At 70.1% G+C, this 18,602-nt stretch carries 22 protein-coding genes; 7 read left to right on the top strand and 15 right to left on the bottom strand.

Going from position 1 to position 18,602, the window contains the following annotated elements; genetic code table 11:
• Positions 1-21 precede the first annotated feature (21 nt).
• Entirely contained in the window at positions 22-501 is a 480-nt protein-coding gene (locus CAL24_RS20595; protein WP_028352865.1) for a DUF3237 domain-containing protein, read from the bottom strand.
• On the bottom strand, positions 498-1,763 hold the full coding sequence (locus CAL24_RS20590; RefSeq protein ID WP_094807770.1) for a flavin-dependent oxidoreductase: 1,266 nt from the start codon (positions 1,761-1,763) through the stop codon (positions 498-500). Before CAL24_RS20590 ends, CAL24_RS20595 begins: the two co-directional genes overlap by 4 nt.
• Before the next feature lie 140 nt (positions 1,764-1,903).
• On the opposite strand from CAL24_RS20590, the gene CAL24_RS20585 reads away from it, so the two are divergent.
• The gene (locus CAL24_RS20585) at positions 1,904-2,395 is read left to right on the top strand and encodes a MarR family winged helix-turn-helix transcriptional regulator (protein ID WP_028352863.1); all 492 of its coding nucleotides are present in this window, start codon (positions 1,904-1,906) and stop codon (positions 2,393-2,395) included.
• Between the two features lie 17 nt (positions 2,396-2,412).
• Here the strand turns inward: CAL24_RS20585 and CAL24_RS20580 are convergent, their stop codons facing one another.
• The 4 genes from CAL24_RS20580 to CAL24_RS20565 form a co-directional block, all read right to left on the bottom strand.
• Positions 2,413-3,720, bottom strand: coding sequence for an MFS transporter (locus CAL24_RS20580; RefSeq protein WP_051439247.1), 1,308 nt, complete (start codon positions 3,718-3,720; stop codon positions 2,413-2,415).
• 89 nt (positions 3,721-3,809) lie between these two features.
• Positions 3,810-4,958 carry a galactonate dehydratase gene (gene dgoD, locus CAL24_RS20575; RefSeq protein ID WP_028352941.1) on the bottom strand — a complete coding sequence of 383 codons (1,149 nt, stop codon included), beginning with the start codon at positions 4,956-4,958 and terminating at the stop codon, positions 3,810-3,812.
• Positions 4,955-5,608: a 2-dehydro-3-deoxy-6-phosphogalactonate aldolase gene (locus CAL24_RS20570; RefSeq protein ID WP_094807769.1), complete on the bottom strand. Its 654-nt coding sequence runs from the start codon at positions 5,606-5,608 to the stop codon at positions 4,955-4,957. The genes dgoD and CAL24_RS20570 overlap by 4 nt, the downstream gene beginning before the upstream one ends.
• Positions 5,605-6,612: a 2-dehydro-3-deoxygalactonokinase gene (locus tag CAL24_RS20565; RefSeq protein ID WP_094807768.1), complete on the bottom strand. Its 1,008-nt coding sequence runs from the start codon at positions 6,610-6,612 to the stop codon at positions 5,605-5,607. Before CAL24_RS20565 ends, CAL24_RS20570 begins: the two co-directional genes overlap by 4 nt.
• Here CAL24_RS20565 and CAL24_RS24465 point away from each other — a divergent pair.
• Together CAL24_RS24465 and CAL24_RS20560 are read left to right on the top strand one after the other, a co-directional pair.
• A complete protein-coding gene (locus tag CAL24_RS24465; RefSeq protein WP_269321370.1) occupies positions 6,611-6,736 on the top strand; it encodes a hypothetical protein in 126 nt (41 codons plus the stop codon). The two genes, CAL24_RS20565 and CAL24_RS24465, sit on opposite strands and share 2 nt — an antisense overlap.
• 109 nt (positions 6,737-6,845) lie before the next feature.
• Positions 6,846-7,652, top strand: a complete 807-nt coding sequence (locus CAL24_RS20560) for an IclR family transcriptional regulator (RefSeq protein ID WP_094807767.1) — start codon at positions 6,846-6,848, stop codon at positions 7,650-7,652.
• A 22-nt stretch (positions 7,653-7,674) separates the two neighbouring features.
• Here the strand turns inward: CAL24_RS20560 and CAL24_RS20555 are convergent, their stop codons facing one another.
• The 4 genes from CAL24_RS20555 to CAL24_RS20540 all read right to left on the bottom strand — a co-directional run bounded on the left by CAL24_RS20555 (position 7,675) and on the right by CAL24_RS20540 (position 10,077).
• Entirely contained in the window at positions 7,675-8,295 is a 621-nt protein-coding gene (locus tag CAL24_RS20555; RefSeq protein ID WP_028352859.1) for a glutathione S-transferase family protein, read from the bottom strand.
• Between the two features lie 13 nt (positions 8,296-8,308).
• The gene (ampD, locus tag CAL24_RS20550; protein WP_028352858.1) at positions 8,309-8,887 is read right to left on the bottom strand and encodes a 1,6-anhydro-N-acetylmuramyl-L-alanine amidase AmpD; all 579 of its coding nucleotides are present in this window, start codon (positions 8,885-8,887) and stop codon (positions 8,309-8,311) included.
• 94 nt (positions 8,888-8,981) lie between these two features.
• The gene (locus CAL24_RS20545; protein ID WP_094807766.1) at positions 8,982-9,233 is read right to left on the bottom strand and encodes a PP0621 family protein; all 252 of its coding nucleotides are present in this window, start codon (positions 9,231-9,233) and stop codon (positions 8,982-8,984) included.
• Position 9,234: 1 nt separating this feature from the next.
• The gene (locus CAL24_RS20540) at positions 9,235-10,077 is read right to left on the bottom strand and encodes a cytochrome C assembly family protein (protein ID WP_094807765.1); all 843 of its coding nucleotides are present in this window, start codon (positions 10,075-10,077) and stop codon (positions 9,235-9,237) included.
• Between the two features lie 108 nt (positions 10,078-10,185).
• Here CAL24_RS20540 and ffh point away from each other — a divergent pair, with 108 nt between their 5' ends.
• Positions 10,186-11,595: a signal recognition particle protein gene (gene ffh / locus CAL24_RS20535; RefSeq protein WP_028352855.1), complete on the top strand. Its 1,410-nt coding sequence runs from the start codon at positions 10,186-10,188 to the stop codon at positions 11,593-11,595.
• Positions 11,596-11,893: 298 nt separating this feature from the next.
• Here ffh and lysM read toward each other — a convergent pair whose 3' ends face one another.
• The 5 genes from lysM to trmB form a co-directional block, all read right to left on the bottom strand.
• Positions 11,894-12,340, bottom strand: coding sequence for a peptidoglycan-binding protein LysM (lysM, locus tag CAL24_RS20530; protein ID WP_028352854.1), 447 nt, complete (start codon positions 12,338-12,340; stop codon positions 11,894-11,896).
• A 137-nt stretch (positions 12,341-12,477) separates the two neighbouring features.
• Entirely contained in the window at positions 12,478-13,194 is a 717-nt protein-coding gene (locus CAL24_RS20525) for a class I SAM-dependent methyltransferase (RefSeq protein WP_212591747.1), read from the bottom strand.
• 159 nt (positions 13,195-13,353) lie between these two features.
• Complete coding sequence (gene thiS / locus CAL24_RS20520; protein ID WP_028352853.1) at positions 13,354-13,554, bottom strand: sulfur carrier protein ThiS; 201 nt, start codon at positions 13,552-13,554, stop codon at positions 13,354-13,356.
• Between the two features lie 18 nt (positions 13,555-13,572).
• A complete protein-coding gene (pip, locus tag CAL24_RS20515; protein ID WP_028352852.1) occupies positions 13,573-14,514 on the bottom strand; it encodes a prolyl aminopeptidase in 942 nt (313 codons plus the stop codon).
• Between the two features lie 2 nt (positions 14,515-14,516).
• On the bottom strand, positions 14,517-15,293 hold the full coding sequence (trmB, locus tag CAL24_RS20510) for a tRNA (guanosine(46)-N7)-methyltransferase TrmB (protein ID WP_094807764.1): 777 nt from the start codon (positions 15,291-15,293) through the stop codon (positions 14,517-14,519).
• A 117-nt stretch (positions 15,294-15,410) separates the two neighbouring features.
• On the opposite strand from trmB, the gene CAL24_RS20505 reads away from it, so the two are divergent.
• From CAL24_RS20505 to CAL24_RS20495, 3 genes are all read left to right on the top strand, one after another.
• Positions 15,411-16,319 carry a LysR substrate-binding domain-containing protein gene (locus CAL24_RS20505; protein WP_094807763.1) on the top strand — a complete coding sequence of 303 codons (909 nt, stop codon included), beginning with the start codon at positions 15,411-15,413 and terminating at the stop codon, positions 16,317-16,319.
• A gap of 112 nt (positions 16,320-16,431) precedes the next feature.
• Entirely contained in the window at positions 16,432-17,625 is a 1,194-nt protein-coding gene (locus CAL24_RS20500) for a CaiB/BaiF CoA transferase family protein (protein WP_094807762.1), read from the top strand.
• Positions 17,622-18,572, top strand: a complete 951-nt coding sequence (locus tag CAL24_RS20495) for a hydroxymethylglutaryl-CoA lyase (protein WP_028352848.1) — start codon at positions 17,622-17,624, stop codon at positions 18,570-18,572. Before CAL24_RS20500 ends, CAL24_RS20495 begins: the two co-directional genes overlap by 4 nt.
• Positions 18,573-18,602 lie beyond the last annotated feature (30 nt).

The raw sequence follows: 18,602 nt of genomic DNA, 5'->3' as shown, positions 1-18,602 counted from the left end.
GGCGTTTGTCAATACTCGGGCTCAGCCGATGCGGTAGAAGCGCAGTTCCACGCGGTCCGGGTAGCGGGCGCCGGTGCCGATGAACAGGCAGTCGTGCAGCCAGGCCAGTTCGGGCGCGGCGGTCTCGAAGCGCGGGTAGCTGCGGAAATAGATGCGGGCGGGGTCGACCGGTTCGCCGCGCGCCAGCCGCGCGATGTCGTCGGCGCTGCCGGTGCGGATGCCGGTGTTCTCGACATAGACCCGCTGGCCGGTGGGCGTCTCGATGACGTAGCGCGCATGAATATCGGTGTAGGTGGCCGACCGGATCGACTGGAAGTCGGCGCCGCCCGGCAGGATGGCGCCATTGAGCAGCGGGCCTTCGACCCGCCCGCCCAGGATCGGGATGACGCGCCGGCGTCCCTGCGGGGTGTCGCCGACTTCCTGGGGCGGGCCTACCTGGACGTGCAGCGTGGCCACGTATTCGAGCGGGGGCGGCGCGGCATGCGCGGCGGCGGTGGTCATGGCGTCTCTCCGGCGGGGCGGCGCAGCGCGGCCGGGTCGAAGCCGGCCAGCTGCTTGTAGCGCAGCGCTATGGCGTGCAGCTCTTGTTCGTCGATTACATCGGCAATGTCGGCGAAGCCCTGCGGGGCGCGTTCTTCGGCCATTTGCATGACCTGCTCGGGGCCGTTGAGCCGGTTGCGCAGCACGATGCCGGCCGTGCGCGGCAGGCGTTCGGCTTCGTACTCCAGCAGCGCGGTTTCCAGGGCGCGGACCTTGCCCTGGCGCGCCTGCGCCAGCCAGTCGGCCAGGCAGCGCGCGTCCAGGATCGCCTGCGCCGAGCCGTTCGAGCCGATCGGGTACATGGGGTGGGCCGCGTCGCCCAGCAGGGTCAGGCGGCCGCGGGTCCAGCGCGGCAGCGGGTCGCGGTCGACCAGGGGGAATTCGTAGATGGCCTGCGCGCCGTCGATGATGGCGGGGATGTCGATCCAGTCCCAGCGCCAGTCGGCGAAGCGTCCGGCGAATACCGATGCGTCGACGCGGCGGTTCCAGTCGGTGGCCGGCAGCGCGGCGCCGGGGACCGCCAGTTCGGCGATCCAGTTGATCAGCGAGCGGCCCGCCTGGCGCAGCGGCTCGGAAATCGGATAGCAGACGAACTTCTGGTCCTGGTGGCCGGCCATGAACATGGTGCAGCCGTCCAGGTATGGCGGGGCCTCGGTGGCCGCGCGCCACAGCATCCGGCCCGAGAAGCGTGGCTCGTCGCCGCTGGGATGAAGCTGGCGGCGCAAGGCGGAATGGATGCCGTCGGCGCCCACCACCGCGTCGCCCGTGACCGTATGGAGCGCACCGTCGGCGCGGCGCCGCAGGTGCGCGCGCGCCTGGCCGCCGTCCTGGTCGGCCGATTCGAGCGCCATGCCGGTCACGATGGCGTCCGGGCCCAGCCGCGCGCGCACGGTATCGGCCAGCAGCATCTGGAACTCGCCGCGATGGATGGAGAACTGCGGCAGCGGGTAGCCGGCCGCCAGGCCCCGCGGCTCGCGCCAGATGGGTTGGCCGAATTTGTTGTAGTAGTGCAGCGCCGAAGTCGGGATGGCGCGCCGCGCCAGCGCATCGAGCAGGCCGAGCTGCTCCAGCTCGTTGACGGCGTGCGGCAGCAGGTTGATGCCGACCCCCAGCGGCCGCAGTTCCTGGGCGCTTTCGTAGACGCGGCAACCGATGCCGCGCTGGTGCAGCAGCAATGCCAGGGTGAGGCCGCCGATGCCCGCGCCGGCGATCACGATGTCCATGGTCTCTCTCCAGCTTTATCGATTTTGTTATGCACCATAACAAAATCGCCGGGTCGGCCACACTGGGACTAACCCGGGGCGGGTGGCGCGGCGGGCGGGTCTGGGGTAGTGTGTAGTCCCCTTGAATTGCAGCCGTTGCCATGCCCCAAGCCCGATCGTCCCGGCCGCGCCGCCCGCAGGCGCGCGGCGAGCGTTTCGACCCGCACGTCGCCGGGGTCGAGTACGGCGCGCTCGACGAGCTGGTGGGCTATGCCATCCGGCGCGCGCAGATCCTGATCTACGAGGACTTCCTGGCCGCGCTGGAGCCTTGGGACATCACGCCGCAGCGCTTCTCGGCCTTGACGCTGATCGCCGCCAATGCCGACCTGAAGCTGACCGACCTGGCGCGCATCCTGGGGATCGCCCGGTCGGGCGCGGTGCAACTGGTGAACCAGTTGCAGGACCTGGGCTATGTGGCCCGCCACGAGGCGGTGGCCGACAAGCGGGCCTACGCGCTGGTCCTGACGCCGGCGGGCCGGCGCGCCCATGCGGCGATCACCGAGGCCGTGCTGGCGCACGACCGGCGCATCAGCGCCGGCCTGAGCGCGGCCGAGCGCCGCCAGTTGATGGCTTTGCTGGGGCGGCTCGGCTAGCCGGCGGCCGTTGCCGTTCAGGCCTCGATGCGCTCGACCTTGCCCACCAGCAGGATGTACGACAGCGCGCCCAGCAGGGCCAGCGACGATACGTAGATGATGGCGGGCGCAAAGCTGTCCTGGGTGACCAGGAAGCCGATCACGATGGGCGTGCAGATCGACGACAAATTGCCCACGAAGTTGAACACCCCGCCGGTCAGGCCGAGCAGGCGCACCGGCGCCAGGGTGGACACCAGCGACCAGGTGATGGACGCCAGGCCGTTGCCGAAGAACGCCACGGCCAGGAAGAAGATGACCCAGGCGGTCGAGTCGGTGAAGTTGGCGCCGATCATCGCGGTGGAGATCAGCAGGCCCAGGATGATGGGCAGCTTGCGCGCCATGCCGACCGTGGCGCCGCGGCGGATCAGGAAGTCGGACAGCACGCCCGAGCACAGCACGCCGATGAAGGCGGCCAGGAACGGCACCGAGGCCAGGAAGCCGGACTTGATGAAGTCCATGCCGCGGTATTTCACCAGGTAGGTGGGGAACCAGGTCAGGAAGAACCACAGCGTGGAGGTCAGGCAGAACTGGCCCAGGTACACGCCCCACAGCTTGCGGCGCGACATCACCAGGCCCAGGTCGCTCCAGCGGAACGGCGCTTTTTTCTCGGTGACGCGGCGCTCCAGGTCGACCACGCCGCCGCCCTGGCGGATGAGCTCGATCTCGGCCTCGTTGGCGCCCTTGAACTCGCGCGGCTCGCGGTACACCAGGAACCACACCACGCCCCATACGATGCCCAGCAGGCCGGTACTGACGAACACCATGTGCCAGCCGTAGTGGTGCTGCAGCCAGGCCAGCACCGGCGTCAGGAAGGCCAGCCCCACGAACTGGCCGGAGGTATAGAAGCCGATGGCGGTGGCGCGCTCGCGTTCAGGGAACCAGGTGGTGACCACGCGGTTGTTGATCGGGTAGGCCGGCGCCTCGAGCGCGCCGACGGCCAGGCGCAGCACGAACAGCAGCACGAAGCTGCCGGCGAAGCCCATGAAGAAGGTTGCGGCCGACCACAGGATCAGGGCCAGCGCGTACAGCACGCGCGGCGACACGCGGTCGACCAGCCAGCCGCCCGGGATCTGCATGGCGGCGTAGGTCCAGCCGAAGGCCGACAGGATCAGCCCTTCGTGGACGGTGTCCAGGCCGAACTCGTCCTTGAGCGCCGGCGCGGCGATCGACAGGTTGCTGCGGTCCAGATAGTTGATGACGACGGTGATGAACAGCATCACCATGATCAGGTAGCGGCTGCGCGTGGGCTGCGCGGCGCCCAGGGTGGCGGTGTTGGCGGTCGGCACGAAAGTCTCCTCGGGCTCTTGGCGGCGCGCGCGGCCTGGCGTCGGCCGGCGCGGACAGGGATCGTTGGTCTAGGGGCGGTCCGGCGGGCCTACCATTCGGCGAAGCTGCCGTCGGCGTGGCGCCAGATCGGGTTGCGCCAGCGGTGGCCCACCGCGGCGCGTTCGCGCACGTAGTCTTCATTGACTTCGATGCCCAGGCCGGGACCCTGCGGAATGGCCACCATGCCGTCCTGGTAGGCGAACGCCTCGCGGTTGCTGACGTAGTCGAGCAGGTCGTTGTCGGCGTTGTAGTGGATGCCCAGGCTCTGTTCCTGGATGAAGGCGTTGTAGCAGCCGGCGTCGATCTGCAGGCAGGTCGCCAGCGCGATCGGGCCGAGCGGGCAGTGCAGCGCCAGGGCGACGTCGTAGGCCTCGGCCATGGCGGCGATCTTGCGGGTCTCGGTGATGCCGCCGGCGTGCGAAGGATCGGGCTGGATGATGTCCACATAGCCCTCGGCCAGCACGCGCTTGAAGTCCCAGCGCGAGAACAGCCGCTCGCCCAGCGCGATCGGCGTGGACGACAGCGGCGCCAGTTCCTTGAGCGCCTCGTAGTGTTCGCTGAGCACGGGTTCCTCGATGAACATCAGCCGGTAGGGCGCCAGTTCCTTGATCAGCACCTTGGCCATGGGCTTGTGCACGCGGCCGTGGAAGTCCACGCCGATGCCCACGTTGGGGCCGACCGCGTCGCGCACCGCCGCCACGTTCTCAAGGCATTTCTCGACCTTGTCGAACGAGTCGATGAATTGCAGCTCTTCGGTGCCGTTCATCTTGACGGCGGTGAAGCCGCGTTCGACCGCCGCCTTGGCCGCGGCGGCGGTATCGGCCGGCCGGTCGCCGCCGATCCACGAGTACACGCGGATGCGGTCGCGCACATTGCCGCCCAGCAGCTGCGACACGGGCACGCCGAGGTCCTTGCCCTTGATGTCCCACAGCGCCTGGTCGATGCCGGCCAGCGCGCTCATGTGGATGGCGCCGCCGCGGTAGAAGCCGCCGCGGTACAGCACGGTCCAGTGGTCCTCGATGTTGCGCGGGTCCTTGCCGACCAGGTAGTCCGACAGTTCCTCGACGGCGGCCGCCACGGAATGGGCGCGGCCTTCCACCACGGGCTCGCCCCAGCCGACCACGCCGGCGTCGGTTTCGATTTTCAGGAACAGCCAGCGCGGCGGCACGACGTAGGTAGTGAGCTTGGTGATCTTCATGCTTGGTTTTCCTTTGCGGGATAGGCGGCTCGCCAGGCGGCGATGAAGGATTGGGCGCGGGCGGCGACGCTGGCGGCGGCGTCGCCCGGCTTGTACAGGGCCGAGCCCAGGCCGAAGCCGCTGGCGCCGGCCTGGGCGTAGGCGGCGATGCTGTCGGGCACGATGCCGCCCACCGGCACCAGCGCCACGGGCGGGCGCAACACCGCCCGCCATGCCTTGAGCACCGCCGGGCCCAGTTGTTCGGCCGGGAACATCTTGAGTACGTCGGCGCCGGCCGCCAGCGCGGCGTAGGCCTCGGTGGGCGTGGCCACGCCCGGGCAGCAGGCCAGGCCGGCGGCCTTGGCCGCGCGGATCACGGCGGCATCGCTGTGCGGCATGACGACGAGCTGCCCGCCGGCGGCCGCGATGCGGGCGCAGTCGGCGGAGTCGGTCACGGTGCCGGCGCCGACCAGGCAGTCGTCCGGCAGCGCCTGGCGCAGCGCGGCGATGCTGTCCAGCGGCTCGGGCGAGTTCAGCGGCACTTCGATGAGCCGGAAACCCGCCCGGTACAGGGCCTGGCCGACGGCGACCGCTTCGGCGGGACGGATGCCGCGCAGGATGGCGATCAGGCCGCAGCGAGCCATGGCGGTTTGCAGGGCGGAAGCGTTCATGAGGGTTCCTTGGCGGGTTGTGCGGGCGCGGCGGCCACCAGGCCGGCATCGCGGGCCAGGTGATAGAGGCCGCGCTCCGTGGCGTGGCGGGCCAGCGCCGGCGCGTCGAGCCCGTAGTGGCGCAGCGCGGCGTCGTAGCGCTGGCACAGTTCGGCGTCGCCGCACAGCACGATGCGTGGCTGGCCGCCGCTGTGGCGCAGCAGCTCGGCCAGGGCGGCGATTTCGTGGCCGATCAGCAGGCCCGACAGGTAGTCGGGCTGGGCCGCCGGGGCCAGTTCGCCGGCCAGGCCGAGCGCGCGCGCGCTGAAGATGGTGGACAGCACGCCGGCGCGGCCGGCCGGCGAGCCGGCCACGCGCAGCCCGCGCGCGAAGGCGGCCGGGTCGGACGGCGCGTCGGCGGCCATGGTGCGGCCCAGGATGGTGTGGCTGCGCAGGGCGGCGTAGACCTCGCCGGTCATGAAGGTGTCGAAATGCGTGACGCGGCCGCGCCGCACGGCCACCCATTTGGAGTGCGTGCCGGGCAAGCCGATCAGCACGTCATCGGCCAGGTCGGGCTGTTGCGCCAGCACGCCGTACACCTGGGTCTCTTCGCCGCGGATCACGTTGGCCAGGCCGTGGCGCTGGATCAGGCCCGGCACGATGTGCACCGGCGTGGCGCCGGGCCGCTCGACCAGCGTGAGCCGGGTGGCGATGCGCGGCAGTTCGGTGGGCACTTCCAGGTAGGCGGCCTCGCGCCAGCCCTGGGCGCTGCCGACCATGCCGCAGGCAATGACGGGCAGGTCCGGCGCGGCGCGCAGCCAGTCGCCGCAAGCCTGCTCGAATGCCAGTTCGAAACCGCGCGCCGCCGGCTCATGCGGCACGGCTTGGGGCAGGTGCATGATGCCCCACGGCAGGCGGCGGGTTTCCAGCGTCTGACCGTCCTGGTCCAGGAGATAGGCGCGCAGCGAGGAGGTGCCCCAATCCAGCGCGATCAGGGCCGCGCGGCCGGGCGGATGGGTAGGCATGAAGCTGTCTCGTCGTGTGGCGGCCGCGCGCGGCGGCTGCCTTGTCGTCATCGGGTGGCCGCGGCTGGCGGCCGGCGGCATGCCGGAAATTCTAGAAGAATCGCGAAAAAATCTCAAAATATAGAACTTAATCCCATATATAGGGATAAACTCAGCGCAATCCGGCACGGTCCGGTATTCTTGCGGGCTTGCCGCCCTGGCGGCCACGCTCGTCCGTTTTGCAGATTTCCGCGATGCCCACTCCTACCGCTTCCGATTCGACCGCTTCCGCCGCTCCCACCGGCACCCAGACCTTGATGCGCGGGCTGGCGATCGTGCAGGCGGTGGCCGACGGGGCGCGCGACCTGCGCGAGATCTGCGCCCGCATCGGCGTGGCGCGCAGCACCACGCACCGGCTGGCCAGCAGCCTGGTGCAGGAGCGCTATCTGCGCGTCGTGGCGGGCGTGGGCTATGCGCTGGGGCCGAAGCTGATCGAGCTGGGCTTCCAGGCGCGCGAGGCGTTCCCGCTGGCCGCGCTGGCGCGGCCGCACCTGCACGGGCTGGCGGAACTGACGGGCGACACCATCCACCTGGCCGTGCGCGACGGCGACGAAGTGCTGTACCTGGAGAAAATCCCCGGCAAGAAGGGGCTGGAGATGCGCTCGCGCGTGGGGCATCGGATGCCGCTTGCCGCCACGGGCGTCGGCAAGGCGCTGCTGCTGGACCTGGACGAGTCCGACTGGCGCCGCCTGCAGCGCGTGGGGGCGCCCGTGTCGCCGCGCGCGGCGGGGGCGGGGCAGGGTTGGGAGGCGTTCCGCGACCGCATGCGCGACTACGCCGCGCACGGCTATGCCTACGACCTGGAAGACAACGAACCGTCGATCCGCTGCGTGGCCGCGCCGATCCGCGATGCGGGCGGCGCCATCGTGGCGGCGCTGAGCGTGTCCAGCACGGTGCCGTACCTGTCGCTGGAACGCATGGGCGAACTGACGCCCACCGTCAAGCAAGTGGCCGCGGCGATCTCGGCGGAACTGGGCTGGCGTCCGGCAACGCGCGCCTGAACGGCGGTGGCCGGGCCGCGCGTCAGGCCAGCGGCAGGGTCAGCACGCCCTGGGTGGCCGGGCGCATCATCAGCCGGCGGTACCAGGCCGACAGGGCCGGGGTGGCGGGGCGTTCGATGGGCGTGCCCAGCCAGCGGTGCGCCACGCAGCCCAGCACCACGTCGCCCATGGTCAAGTGGGCGCCGGCGATGAATTCGCGCTGCTGTAGGGCGTCTTCCAGCATGAGGGCCAGCGCATTGGCCTTGCGCGCCGAGGCCTCGATGGCGGCCGCGTCGCGCTGCGCCTCGGGCGTGCGCACCAGGCCCAAGAAGGCCGGCGCGATGGCCGGCTGCCATTCGGTGGCGGTCCAGTCCATCCAGCGGTCGGCATGGGCGCGCAGCGCCACATCGGTGGGCCACAGCGAGCCTTCGCCGTAGCGCGCGGCCAGATAGCGCACGATGGCGTTCGATTCCCACAGCACCAGGCCGCCGTCGTCGATGACGGGCACCTTGCGGTTGGGATTCATCTTGCCGTATTCGGGCGTGTCCAGGCCGCCGTACTGGCCGCCGACTTGCGTCAGCGTGTGCGGCAGCGCCAGCTCGCGCACCGCCCAGACGACTTTCTGCACGTTCACCGAACTCAGGCGTCCCCAGATCTTCAGCATGATGGTTCCTTGGTCAGCAGGGCGCGAGCATGCGCCGGGGGAATCCGGCCGCGCGGCCGAAGCGCGCCCAATTGAAAGCCGGGCCCGGGTCCGTCTTGCGGCCGGGCGCGATGTGCTGGTGGCCCCACGCGGCGCGCAGCGGGTAGCGCGCGCGCAGCACGCGGGCCAGCTTGGCCAGGGCAGTGTACTGCGCGTCGGTGTAGGGCAGCGTATCGGTGCCTTCCAGCTCGATGCCCAGCGAAAAATCGTTGCAGCGCTCGCGCGCGCCGAAGCGCGAGACGCCGGCATGCCAGGCGCGCGCCTCGGTGGACACGAACTGCACGATGGCGCCGTCGCGGCGCACGAAGAAATGCGCCGACACGCGCAGCCCGCGCAGGCGTTCCAGCCAGGGGTGGGCGCCGTAGTCGAGCCGGTTGAGGAACAGGCCGGCCACGTGCGGCCCGCCGAATTCGCCGGGCGGCAGGCTGATGTTGTGGATCACCAGGAGGGAAACCGGCAGGCCGGCGGGGCGGGCATCGCAATTGGGCGAAGGGAGGAGGCGCACACCCGGCGCGGGCGCCAGCCACCCGTGTCGATCAAGCTGTAGGAACATGGATGCGGCTCATCGAATGGGGAAGCATAACCCTCATTATGCCCGCCTTGCCGGCGGCCCCCCTCCGGGCCGGCCGTGCCGGGCTCGCGCCGGGTCAGCGCTCGCCCAGGCGGGCGTGGTCGCGGCTGCACCACACCTTGCCCTCGAGCATGATCGCTTCCGAGCGCGGCAGGTGAATGCCGCAATGGGCGCAGCGCACCATCGACTCGGCCGGCTGGCCGCCCGGCTGGCGCGCGGGCGGTTGCGGCGGGGGAGCATTGCGCTTGGTGGCGGCCCGCGCCGCGACGATGCGCAGCACCAGCATGGCCACCAGGATGATGACGACCCAGATCAGCAGCTTGCCCACTTCAGCTCCGATGAAGAATGACTTCCAGCACGAACCGGCTGCCGGTATAGGCCAGGATCAGGAAGGCGAACCCGGTGAGCGTCCAGCGCAGCGCCACGCGGCCGCGCCAGCCGCGGATGTGGCGGCCGAGCAGCAACACGCCGAAGGTCAGCCATGACAAAAGGGTGAATACGGTCTTGTGGTCGAACGGCAGCACCTTGCCGGTGAGCTGCATGGAGGCGATCGAGCCCGACGCCACGGCGGCGGTCAGCACCACGAAGCCGATCCAGATGACGCGGAACAGCAGCCGTTCCTGGACCAGCAGCGGCGGCTGGGCGTCGAGCACGCGGCTGACGATGCTGCGCTCGGCCGGCGCGTCGAGCGGGCGGTGCAGGTGGCGGTCGAGCAGCGCCATCAGCAGGGCGTGCAGCGCCGCCACGGTGATGAGCGCATAGGCCGCCAGGGCGATCAGCAGGTGCAGGCGCAGCCAGGTGTTGTCGGCGTGCGGCACCAGCTGGCCGTCGGGAAACAGCGCCGCCATGGCGCAGACCAGCGTGGCGGCCGGCACCAGCAGCAGTTGCAGGCCGTCGATGCGCACCAGCAGGCTTTCCAGCCAGAACACCACCATGCCGAGCCAGACCGCGGCCGACAGGGCCAGGGCCCAGCCGATGAACAGATTGCCGCCGCCGAGCATGGATTGCTGCAGGCCGATGCCGTGCAGCACCAGGGCGCCCAGCAGGCAGGCCCGGGCAATACGGCCCGTTTTTTCGACGCTGCCCGCGCCCCGCAGGCGCCGCCACAACGCCGCCGCGAGCACGGCGTAGGCCAGGGCGGCCACGGCGTGAAATACAATGCCTAATGACATAAAAACCGTTGTCTGGATGGGGCCGCAGGGCGCTATTCGCCAGCAGGCACAAAAAGCCGCCTGCCCGGGCCACCGTTCAATCAACTAGTGTAAGCGGAAACGCCTCTCATGCTCGATAACCTGACTCAACGTTTGTCGCGCGTCGTAAAGACGCTGCGCGGCGAAGCCCGCCTGACCGAGGCCAACACGCAGGAAATGCTGCGCGAAGTGCGCATGGCGCTGCTCGAGGCCGACGTGGCGCTGCCGGTGGTGCGCGACTTCGTGGCGCGCGTCAAGGAAAAGGCGCTGGGCGAAGAAGTGGCCGGCAGCCTCAGCCCCGGCCAGGCGCTGGTCGGCGTGGTCCACAAGGAACTGACCGCCCTGATGGGCGGCGACCTGGGCCAGGGCGCCGGGGAACTGTCGCTGGCCGTGCAGCCGCCCGCCGTGATCCTGATGGCCGGCCTGCAGGGCGCCGGCAAGACCACCACCAGCGGCAAGCTGGGCCGCTGGCTGGCCCAGGGCCAGCACGTGCAGAACGGCCGCAACACCGGCAAGAAGAAGGTGCTGACCGTCAGCGCCGACGTCTACCGCCCGGCCGCCATCGAACAGCTCAAGACCGTGGCGGCGCAGGCCGGCATCGACTTCCTGCCCTCCGACCCCAGCCAGAAGCCGGAAGACATCGCCCGCAACGCGGTCGACCACGCGCGCCGCCACCACTACGACGTGCTCATCCTGGATACGGCCGGCCGCCTGGGCGTGGACGAGGCCATGATGCGCGAGATCCGCGCCCTGTACGACCTGGTCCACCCGGTCGAGACCCTGTTCGTGGTCGACGCCATGCAGGGCCAGGACGCGGTCAACACCGCGCGTGCCTTCGCCGACGCGCTGCCGCTGACCGGGGTGGTGCTGACCAAGCTGGACGGCGACGCGCGCGGCGGCGCGGCGCTGTCGGTGCGCCACGTGACCGGCAAGCCGCTGAAGTTCGTCGGGGTCTCCGAAAAGCTCGACGGGCTCGAGCCGTTCCACCCCGACCGCATGGCGCAGCGGGTGCTGGGCATGGGCGACATCGTGTCGCTGGTCGAGCAGGCGCAGAAGAACATCGACATCGCCGAAGCGCAGAAGCTGGCCACCAAGCTCAAGTCGGGCAGCAAGTTCGACCTGAACGACTTCCGCGAGCAGCTGGGCCAGGTCAAGAAGCTGGGCGACATGGGCTCGTTGCTGGAAAAACTGCCCGCGCAGTTCCAGCAGGCGGCCGGCCAGCTGCAGGGCGGCCAGGCGGAAAAGCAATTGCGCCGCACCGAAGGCATCCTGAATGCCATGACGCCGGCCGAGCGCGCCAAGCCCGAACTGATCAAGGCCTCGCGCAAGCGCCGCATCGCCGCCGGCTCGGGCGTGCCCGTGCAGGAAGTCAACCGCCTGCTGAACCAGTTCGAGCAGATGCAGGGCATGATGAAGCAAATGAAGAAGGGCGGCATGTCGAAGATGATGCGCGCCATGGGCGGCATGAAGGGCCTGGGGCGCTTCGGCGGCCTGCGCTGAACGTGGCGGGCGCCGAGGTGTCCAGGTGTCTGACACCCTGCGGGTGTCAGACACCTCCGCGTTCCCGTTGCGGCGGCCGCGCAGCGGGTGGTGAAGCGCTGACCCCGTACGACTGAGAGAGTCCAGGCGCACAGGGGTGTCAGGCACCTTCGGAGCCTGACACCTGGGCCTTCGACGGCGGCCGGCCAAAAAAACGGCCAGGCGCCTGATTGGCCTGGCCGAGTCGGTCGGGGCGGACGGGGAAGGCCCGCCCCGAGGCAAACCGGCAAATACTGCGGGGCTTGCCGGTTTGTGCGGTTCAGTTCAGCGGCGGAATGCGCAGCACCTGGCCCGGGTAGATCTTGTCCGGGTGCGTCAGCATGGGCTTGTTGGCCTCGAAAATGACCGTGTGCTTGGCGCCCTGGCCCTTGCCGTAGTGCGCCTCGGCGATCTTCCACAGGTTGTCGCCCTTCTGCACCGTGTACATCTGCGCTTCCGGCGCGGCCTGCTTGGCGGTGAGCTGGTTGTCCACCTGCGCCACGCCGACCGTGTTGCCCAGCGCCAGCGCGATTTTCTCGGCTTCTTCGGTGGAGGCGGCCTGGCCGGACACGGTGACCTTGTCGCCGTCGACCTTGATTTCCAGGCCTTCGGCATTCAGGCCATGCTTGTCGAGTTCTTTCTTCAGTTCATCAACGGATGCCGCCTGGGCTTCGCTGGCACCAAACAGTTTTTCGCCGACGTCTTTGATAAAGCTGAGCAGACCCATGGTATTTCCTTTGGCTGTTAAGAAACGTTAAGCACGAGAACGCAGAAGATGCCGCGTATACGCATACTGCAGGCTGATTATGGGCCGAATATGCGTCACGCGCCGCCGCGCGCGGCGGGCAAGGTGTAACAAGCTATTTATGCGCGGGTGTGGAGCGTGCCCGCCGCGCTGCGGCGCGTCAGTTTCCACACGTGGGCGGGCGGCACATTGGCCAGCACCGTTTCGGTGCGCCGGGCGCGCAGGCCGAGGCGGTCGAGCACGCGGCGCGGCACCGGGCAGCGCGGGCCATAGGTGAACAGGTACACCGCGCCGTCGGGGCACAGTTGCGAGAAGGTGCCGCGCAGGATGCCGATCTGCTGCTTGACCGGCATGTTCAGCAAGGGCAGGCCGCATACCGCGCCGCCCGCCAGGCCTGACTCGAACAGCGGGCGCCCGGCCAGCCGGGCGGCGTCGATCTGGTGCACTTGCGCGCCGGGGAAATCGCGCCGCAATTGCTGGGCGAACTGGGAGTCCATTTCCACCAGGGCCAGTTGCGCGGGGTCGAGCCCGCGCGCCACCAGCGCGCGCGTGAAGGCGCCGGTGCCGGCGCCCAGTTCGAGGCAGGGGCCGGCTTCCGGCTCGATGCCGCGGGTGATGGCGGTCGCCAGGCGCGGGCTGGAGGGCCAGATGGCGCCGACGCCCTTGGGATTGGCGCGCCAGGCGCGCAGGAAGCGGATGCGCTCGGCCACCCAGGCATGGCCGGCGATGCGTTCGGCGGCCGCGCCGGTGGCCCGGCCGGTGAACCAGACGATGCGCAGTAACAGTGAGCCGAAGGACAGGCCGGAAGTGTCTCCGGTCAGGACTTTGAGCGGCATGCAGGACTCCGGTGGGTGAAACCGGTCTGCGGCGCGAGTTGCGGCGCGGGCCGGCGGCAAACCAGGCGTCAGGGTACTACGCGCAACGGCTTATACAAGCGCGCGGGGCGCATGGGTAGCGCACCGTTGATAAATTTCACAATGTGTTGTGGCGCCGGTTCAGCCGCCGCCCACCGCCACCACGATCTCGACCTGGTCGCCGTCGCGCAGCACGGTCGCGCCGTGCTGGCTCTTGGGCACGATTTCGCCGTTGCGCTCGACCGCGATGCGCTTGCCGGCGTAGCCCAGGGTATCGAGCAGTTCGGCGATAGTGGTGTCCAGCGGAAACTCCCGCGCGTCTCCGTTCAGGGTGATGTGCATGATGGTTCTCTGTCTGATCTATTGCGTCGCATAGCCGTCGGTGGCCTCGATGAGGCGGGCCAGCGTGCCGGGCTCGTCGAAGGCGTGGCCGGCGTCCGGCACCAGGTGGAACTGCGCCTGCGGCCAGGCGCGGTGCAGGTCCCAGGCGGTGCGCACCGGCGTGCAGACATCGTAGCGGCCCTGCACGATGGTGCCGGGAATGCCGTGCAGTTTATGGGCGTCGCGGATCAGCTGGCCTTCTTCCATGAAGCCGCCATGGACGAAGTAGTGATTCTCGATGCGGGCGAAGGCCAGCGCGGCGCGGTCGGCGGCATGGCTTTGCTGGTGGCGCGGGCTGGGCAGCAGCGTGATGGTGCTGTCTTCCCATTTGCTCCAGGCCTTGGCGGCGCGCAGTTGCTCGGCCGGGTCCGGGCCGGTCAGGCGCCGGTGGTAGGCGGCGATCATGTCGCCGCGCTCTTCCGGCGGGATCGGCGCCAGGTAGGCTTCCCAGTGGTCGGGGAACAGCCACGACGCGCCGTCCTGGTAGAACCACTGCAATTCGGCGCGGCGCAGGCCGAAGATGCCGCGCAGCACCAGCTCGCTGACATGGCCGGGGTGTGTCTGCGCATAGGCCAGCGCCAGCGTCGAGCCCCACGAGCCGCCGAATACCAGCCACCGTTGCGCGCCCATGATTTCGGCGCGCAGCCGTTCGATGTCCGCCACCAGGTGCCAGGTCGTGTTGTTGTCCAGGCTGGCGTGCGGAGTGGAGCGGCCGCAGCCGCGCTGGTCGAACAGCAGCACGTTATAGCGCTGCGGGTTGAACAACTGGCGATGCACCGGCGAGCAGCCGCTGCCCGGACCGCCATGCAGGAACACCGCCGGCTTGCCGTCCGGGTTGCCGCACAGTTCCCAATAGACCTGGTGGCCGTCGCCGGTATCCAGCATGCCGTGGCGGTAAGGCTCGATGGCGGGGTACAGCATGGCTACACGATCCTCTTGAAGATGAGGTCCCACACGCCGTGGCCCAGGCGCAGGCCGCGCGTCTCGAACTTGGTTTGCGGACGGTAATCGGGGCGCGGCGCGTAGTCGGCCACGGTATTGCGCAGCAGCGGCTCGGCGCTGAGGACCTCGAGCATCTGCGCCGCGTATTCCTGCCAGTCGGTGGCGCAGTGCAGGTAGCCGCCCGGCGCGATGCGGCTGGCCAGCAACGCCACGAAGGGCGGCTGGATCAGGCGCCGCTTGTGGTGCCGCTTCTTGGGCCAGGGGTCGGGGAAATACACGTGCACGCCCGCCAGGGAGCCGGGCGCGATCATGTCGCGCACCACTTCGACCGCGTCGTGCTGGATGATGCGCACGTTCTCGAGGCCGTTGTCTTCGATCCGGCGCAGCATGGCGCCCACCCCGGCATTGAAGACCTCGACCCCCAGGAAATTGTCGCCGGGCCGCGCCTGCGCGATCTGCTGGGTGGTCTCGCCCATGCCGAAGCCGATTTCCAGCACGGTGGGGGCCGCGCGGCCGAAGGCGGCGGCCAGGTCGAGGCGGCGGTCGGCGTAGGGAATCGACCATTTGCCCAGCAACTGTTCCAGCGCCTCGCGCTGGCCCTGGGTGATATGGCCGCGGCGGTGGACGAAACTGCGGATGTGCGTGGCGCCGGGGCTGTGCGGCGCCTGCCCGGCCGGGGCCAGGGCCGCGCGGGTCGCGTCCGACAGGGGGGCGGGCGCCTGGGCGCCGCCCGGGGATTCGGGGGTGTTCGTATTCATAAGGCGGATTGTAGTGGGCTGGACGGGCGCCGCGTATCCCCAGGGTGCCGGCGGCCGCCCCGGCGCCGGCGTTTCCCGCGCTGCCCCGCCGCCCGGTTGTGGGGTAGCATCTGCCGCATGAATTTCGCCCGCATCGACCTGACCACCCTGGCGCTGTTCGTCGCGGTTGCCCGGGCCGGCAGCATTTCGGCCGGCGCGCGCCAGTCGCACCTGGCCGTCGGCGCGGCCAGCAAGCGCATTTCCGACCTGGAGGCCGCGCTGGGCACGCCGCTGCTGTACCGCAACAGCGCCGGCGTCGAACTGACCGACGCCGGCCAGGCCTGCCTGGCCCATGCCCAGCGCGTGCTGCAGGAAGTGGAACTGATGGCGGGCACGCTGTCCGACTTCGCCCAGGGCGTGCGCGGCCAGGTGCGCATCGCCGCCAACACCTCGTCGCTGACCCAGTTCCTGCCCGAGGACCTGGCCGCCTTCATGGACGAGCACCCGGCGGTGCGCATCGACCTGGAAGAGCAGAACAGCACCGACATCGTCACCGCCGTGCTGGAGAACCGCGCCGACATCGGCGTATTCGCCGACCGCACCCCGGCGTCCGGCCTGCAGACCGTGCCGTACCGCCTGGACGAGCTGGTGGTGATCGCGCCGCAGCGCCACCCGCTGGCCAACCTGTCCCGGGTCGCCTTCGCCGACACCCTGGACTACGCCTATGTCAGCCTGCCGCCGTCCACCTCGCTGGCCTCGCGGCTCAACGAAGAAAGCGCGCGGCTGGGCAAGCAGATGCGCCTGCGCATCCAGGTGCGCAGCTTCGACGCCATCTGCCGCATGGCGGTCGCCACCGGCGGCGTGGGCATCCTGCCGCGCATCGCCGCCGAGCCGCACGCGCGCTCGATGCCGATCCGCCTGATCCCGCTGGCCGACGACTGGGCGCGCCGCTGGCTGCTGCTGGGCGTGCGCGACGCCGACACCCTGACCGTGGCCGCGCGCCTGCTGCTGGCCCACCTGCGCAGCGCCCAGTCCGGCGCCGAATAGCACCGGGCTTTCGCATTTGGGGAACCCCCGTTTCCCATAAATGCCATTCCCGCGCGCGGCGGATGCGCGCACACTGCCAGACCTCGAAACTCTATGGATGTCTGGAGGAGGCATGGCAGGGCAGATTCTCGCCGGCATACGCGTGCTGGAACTCGGCCAATTGATCGCCGGCCCGTTCGCCGCCAAGACCCTGGCGGACTTCGGCGCGCAAGTCGTCAAGATCGAGCCGCCCGGCCTGGGCGACCCCTTGCGCAAATGGCGCCTGCTGCACGAAGGCACCTCCGTCTGGTGGGAAGCGCAATCGCGCAACAAGCAGTCGGTGTGCGTGGACCTGCGCCAGGAAGAGGGGCAGGACATCATCCGCACCCTGGCCGCGCAGGCCGACGTGCTGATCGAGAACTTCCGCCCCGGTACCATGGAGAAATGGGGCTTGTCCTGGGAAACCCTGCACGCCCTCAATCCGCGCCTGATCATGCTGCGCGTCTCTGGTTACGGCCAGACCGGGCCCAAGGCGCGCGAACCGGGCTTCGCCGCCATCGGCGAAGCCATGGCCGGGCTGCGCTACCTGAACGGCGAACCCGGCCGCGCCCCGGTGCGCGCAGGCTTGTCGCTGGGCGACACCATCGCCGGCCTGCACGGCGCGCTGGGCGTGCTGCTGGCCCTGTACCAGCGCGACGCGCGCGGCGGCGTGGGGCAGGTGATCGACGCCGCCCTGTATGAAAGCCTGTTCAACCTGACCGAAAGCCTGCTGCCGGAATACACCGCCTTCGGCGCCGTGCGCGAGCCGGCCGGCGCCTCGCTGCCCGGCATCGCCCCATCCAATGCCTACCCCTGCCAGGATGGCTATGTGCTCATCGCCGGCAACGGCGACGCCATCTACCAGCGTCTGATGTCCTGCATCGGCCGCGACGACCTGGGCCGCGATCCCGCCCTGGCCCACAACGACGGCCGCGCCGCGCGCGTGGCCGAGATCGACGCCGCCGTCGGCGCCTGGACCTCGCAGCGCTCCATCGACGCGGTGCTGGACGCCATGCGCGAGGCGGGCGTGCCCAGCGGCCGCATCTACAGCGTGGCCGATATCGCCCGCGACCCGCACTACCGCGCCCGCAACGCCATCGCCGAAATCCAGGGCGCCAGCGGCGTGCGCGTCGAGATGCCGGCCGTGTTCCCGCTGCTGTCCGACAACCCCGGCGCCATCCGCGAGCGCGCGCCCACGCTGGGCGAACACACCGACGCCGTGCTGGCCGACGCCGGCCTGACCGAAGTCCAACGCGCGCAGTTGCGCGCCCGTGGAGTCATCGCATGAACACCGGACCCGCCCGCATCGAGATCAACGAAGTCGGCCCGCGCGACGGCCTGCAGATCGAAAAAGCCCAAGTCCCCACCGACGACAAAGTCGCCTTCGTCGACGCCTTGTCCGACTGCGGCTTCGCGCGCATCGAGGTCACCAGCTTCACCTCGCCCAAGGCCATTCCGGCGCTGGCCGACGCCCAGGAAGTGATGCGCCGCATCCGCCGGCGCGGCGGCGTCGTCTACACCGCCCTGGTGCCCAACATCCGCGGCCTGGAACGCGCCCTGGAAGTCGGCGTCGACGAGCTGAACCTGGTCATGTCCAGCAGCGAGACCCACAACCGCGCCAACCTGCGCATGACCCGCGAACAGTCGCTGGCCGAACTCGGCGCCGTGCTGCAGGCTGCCCAGGCCGCCGGCGTGCCCAGCAATGTTTCGCTGTCCACCGCGTTCGGCTGCCCCTTCGACGGCGACGTGCCGGCCGACCAGGTGCTGCGCCTGGCCCACCAGCTGGCCGAAGCCGGCGCCGCCGGCATCACTTTGTGCGACACCACCGGCATGGCCTACCCCACCCAGGTCGCCGCACTGTGCGAGCGCATGGCGCGCGAATTGCCCGCCATGCCCCTGACCGTGCACCTGCACAACACCCGCGGCATGGCCCTGGCCAACGCCGTCGCCGCCTGGCAGACCGGCGTCACCCGCTACGATGCCGCCGCCGGCGGCCTGGGCGGCTGTCCCTATGCGCCCGGCGCCAGCGGCAACGTCAACACCGAAGAGCTGGTGCACATGTTCGAGTGTATGGGCGTGCAGACCGGCGTCGCGCTGCAGCCGCTGCTGGCCATCGTGCGCGGCCTGCCCGGCCTGGTCCGGCGCGAATTGACCAACCCCCTGCTGGCCGCCGGCCATCGCCTGGCCACCCACGCGCCGCCCGCGTGGCTGGCCGAACGCTTCGGGCCCGCCTGACCCGCATCGTACCCAGGCATTTTCTCTACC

It is taken from the genome of Bordetella genomosp. 2 (genome assembly GCF_002261345.1).
Taxonomy (GTDB): Bacteria; Pseudomonadota; Gammaproteobacteria; order Burkholderiales; family Burkholderiaceae_B; genus Bordetella_A.
The sequence above is the reverse complement of the archived record's forward strand: the minus strand, read 5'-3'. Positions and strand labels throughout refer to the sequence as shown.

Bases quoted from the DNA above. Each gene is read 5' to 3' on its own strand.
- pip (WP_028352852.1), bottom strand. From the start codon at position 14,514: ATGCTGTACCCCGCCATCGAGCCTTACCGCCACGGCATGCTGGATACC.
- ffh (WP_028352855.1), top strand. From the start codon at position 10,186: ATGCTCGATAACCTGACTCAACGTTTGTCGCGCGTCGTAAAGACGCTG.
- trmB (WP_094807764.1), bottom strand. From the start codon at position 15,293: ATGAATACGAACACCCCCGAATCCCCGGGCGGCGCCCAGGCGCCCGCC.
- CAL24_RS20585 (WP_028352863.1), top strand. From the start codon at position 1,904: ATGCCCCAAGCCCGATCGTCCCGGCCGCGCCGCCCGCAGGCGCGCGGC.
- CAL24_RS20570 (WP_094807769.1), bottom strand. From the start codon at position 5,608: ATGAACGCTTCCGCCCTGCAAACCGCCATGGCTCGCTGCGGCCTGATC.
- CAL24_RS20495 (WP_028352848.1), top strand. From the start codon at position 17,622: ATGAACACCGGACCCGCCCGCATCGAGATCAACGAAGTCGGCCCGCGC.
- CAL24_RS20560 (WP_094807767.1), top strand. From the start codon at position 6,846: ATGCCCACTCCTACCGCTTCCGATTCGACCGCTTCCGCCGCTCCCACC.
- ampD (WP_028352858.1), bottom strand. From the start codon at position 8,887: ATGTTCCTACAGCTTGATCGACACGGGTGGCTGGCGCCCGCGCCGGGT.
- CAL24_RS20505 (WP_094807763.1), top strand. From the start codon at position 15,411: ATGAATTTCGCCCGCATCGACCTGACCACCCTGGCGCTGTTCGTCGCG.
- CAL24_RS20500 (WP_094807762.1), top strand. From the start codon at position 16,432: ATGGCAGGGCAGATTCTCGCCGGCATACGCGTGCTGGAACTCGGCCAA.
- dgoD (WP_028352941.1), bottom strand. From the start codon at position 4,958: ATGAAGATCACCAAGCTCACTACCTACGTCGTGCCGCCGCGCTGGCTG.
- CAL24_RS20590 (WP_094807770.1), bottom strand. From the start codon at position 1,763: ATGGACATCGTGATCGCCGGCGCGGGCATCGGCGGCCTCACCCTGGCA.
- CAL24_RS24465 (WP_269321370.1), top strand. From the start codon at position 6,611: ATGAAGCTGTCTCGTCGTGTGGCGGCCGCGCGCGGCGGCTGCCTTGTC.
- CAL24_RS20525 (WP_212591747.1), bottom strand. From the start codon at position 13,194: ATGCCGCTCAAAGTCCTGACCGGAGACACTTCCGGCCTGTCCTTCGGC.
- CAL24_RS20540 (WP_094807765.1), bottom strand. From the start codon at position 10,077: ATGTCATTAGGCATTGTATTTCACGCCGTGGCCGCCCTGGCCTACGCC.
- thiS (WP_028352853.1), bottom strand. From the start codon at position 13,554: ATGCACATCACCCTGAACGGAGACGCGCGGGAGTTTCCGCTGGACACC.
- CAL24_RS20595 (WP_028352865.1), bottom strand. From the start codon at position 501: ATGACCACCGCCGCCGCGCATGCCGCGCCGCCCCCGCTCGAATACGTG.
- lysM (WP_028352854.1), bottom strand. From the start codon at position 12,340: ATGGGTCTGCTCAGCTTTATCAAAGACGTCGGCGAAAAACTGTTTGGT.
- CAL24_RS20565 (WP_094807768.1), bottom strand. From the start codon at position 6,612: ATGCCTACCCATCCGCCCGGCCGCGCGGCCCTGATCGCGCTGGATTGG.
- CAL24_RS20555 (WP_028352859.1), bottom strand. From the start codon at position 8,295: ATGCTGAAGATCTGGGGACGCCTGAGTTCGGTGAACGTGCAGAAAGTC.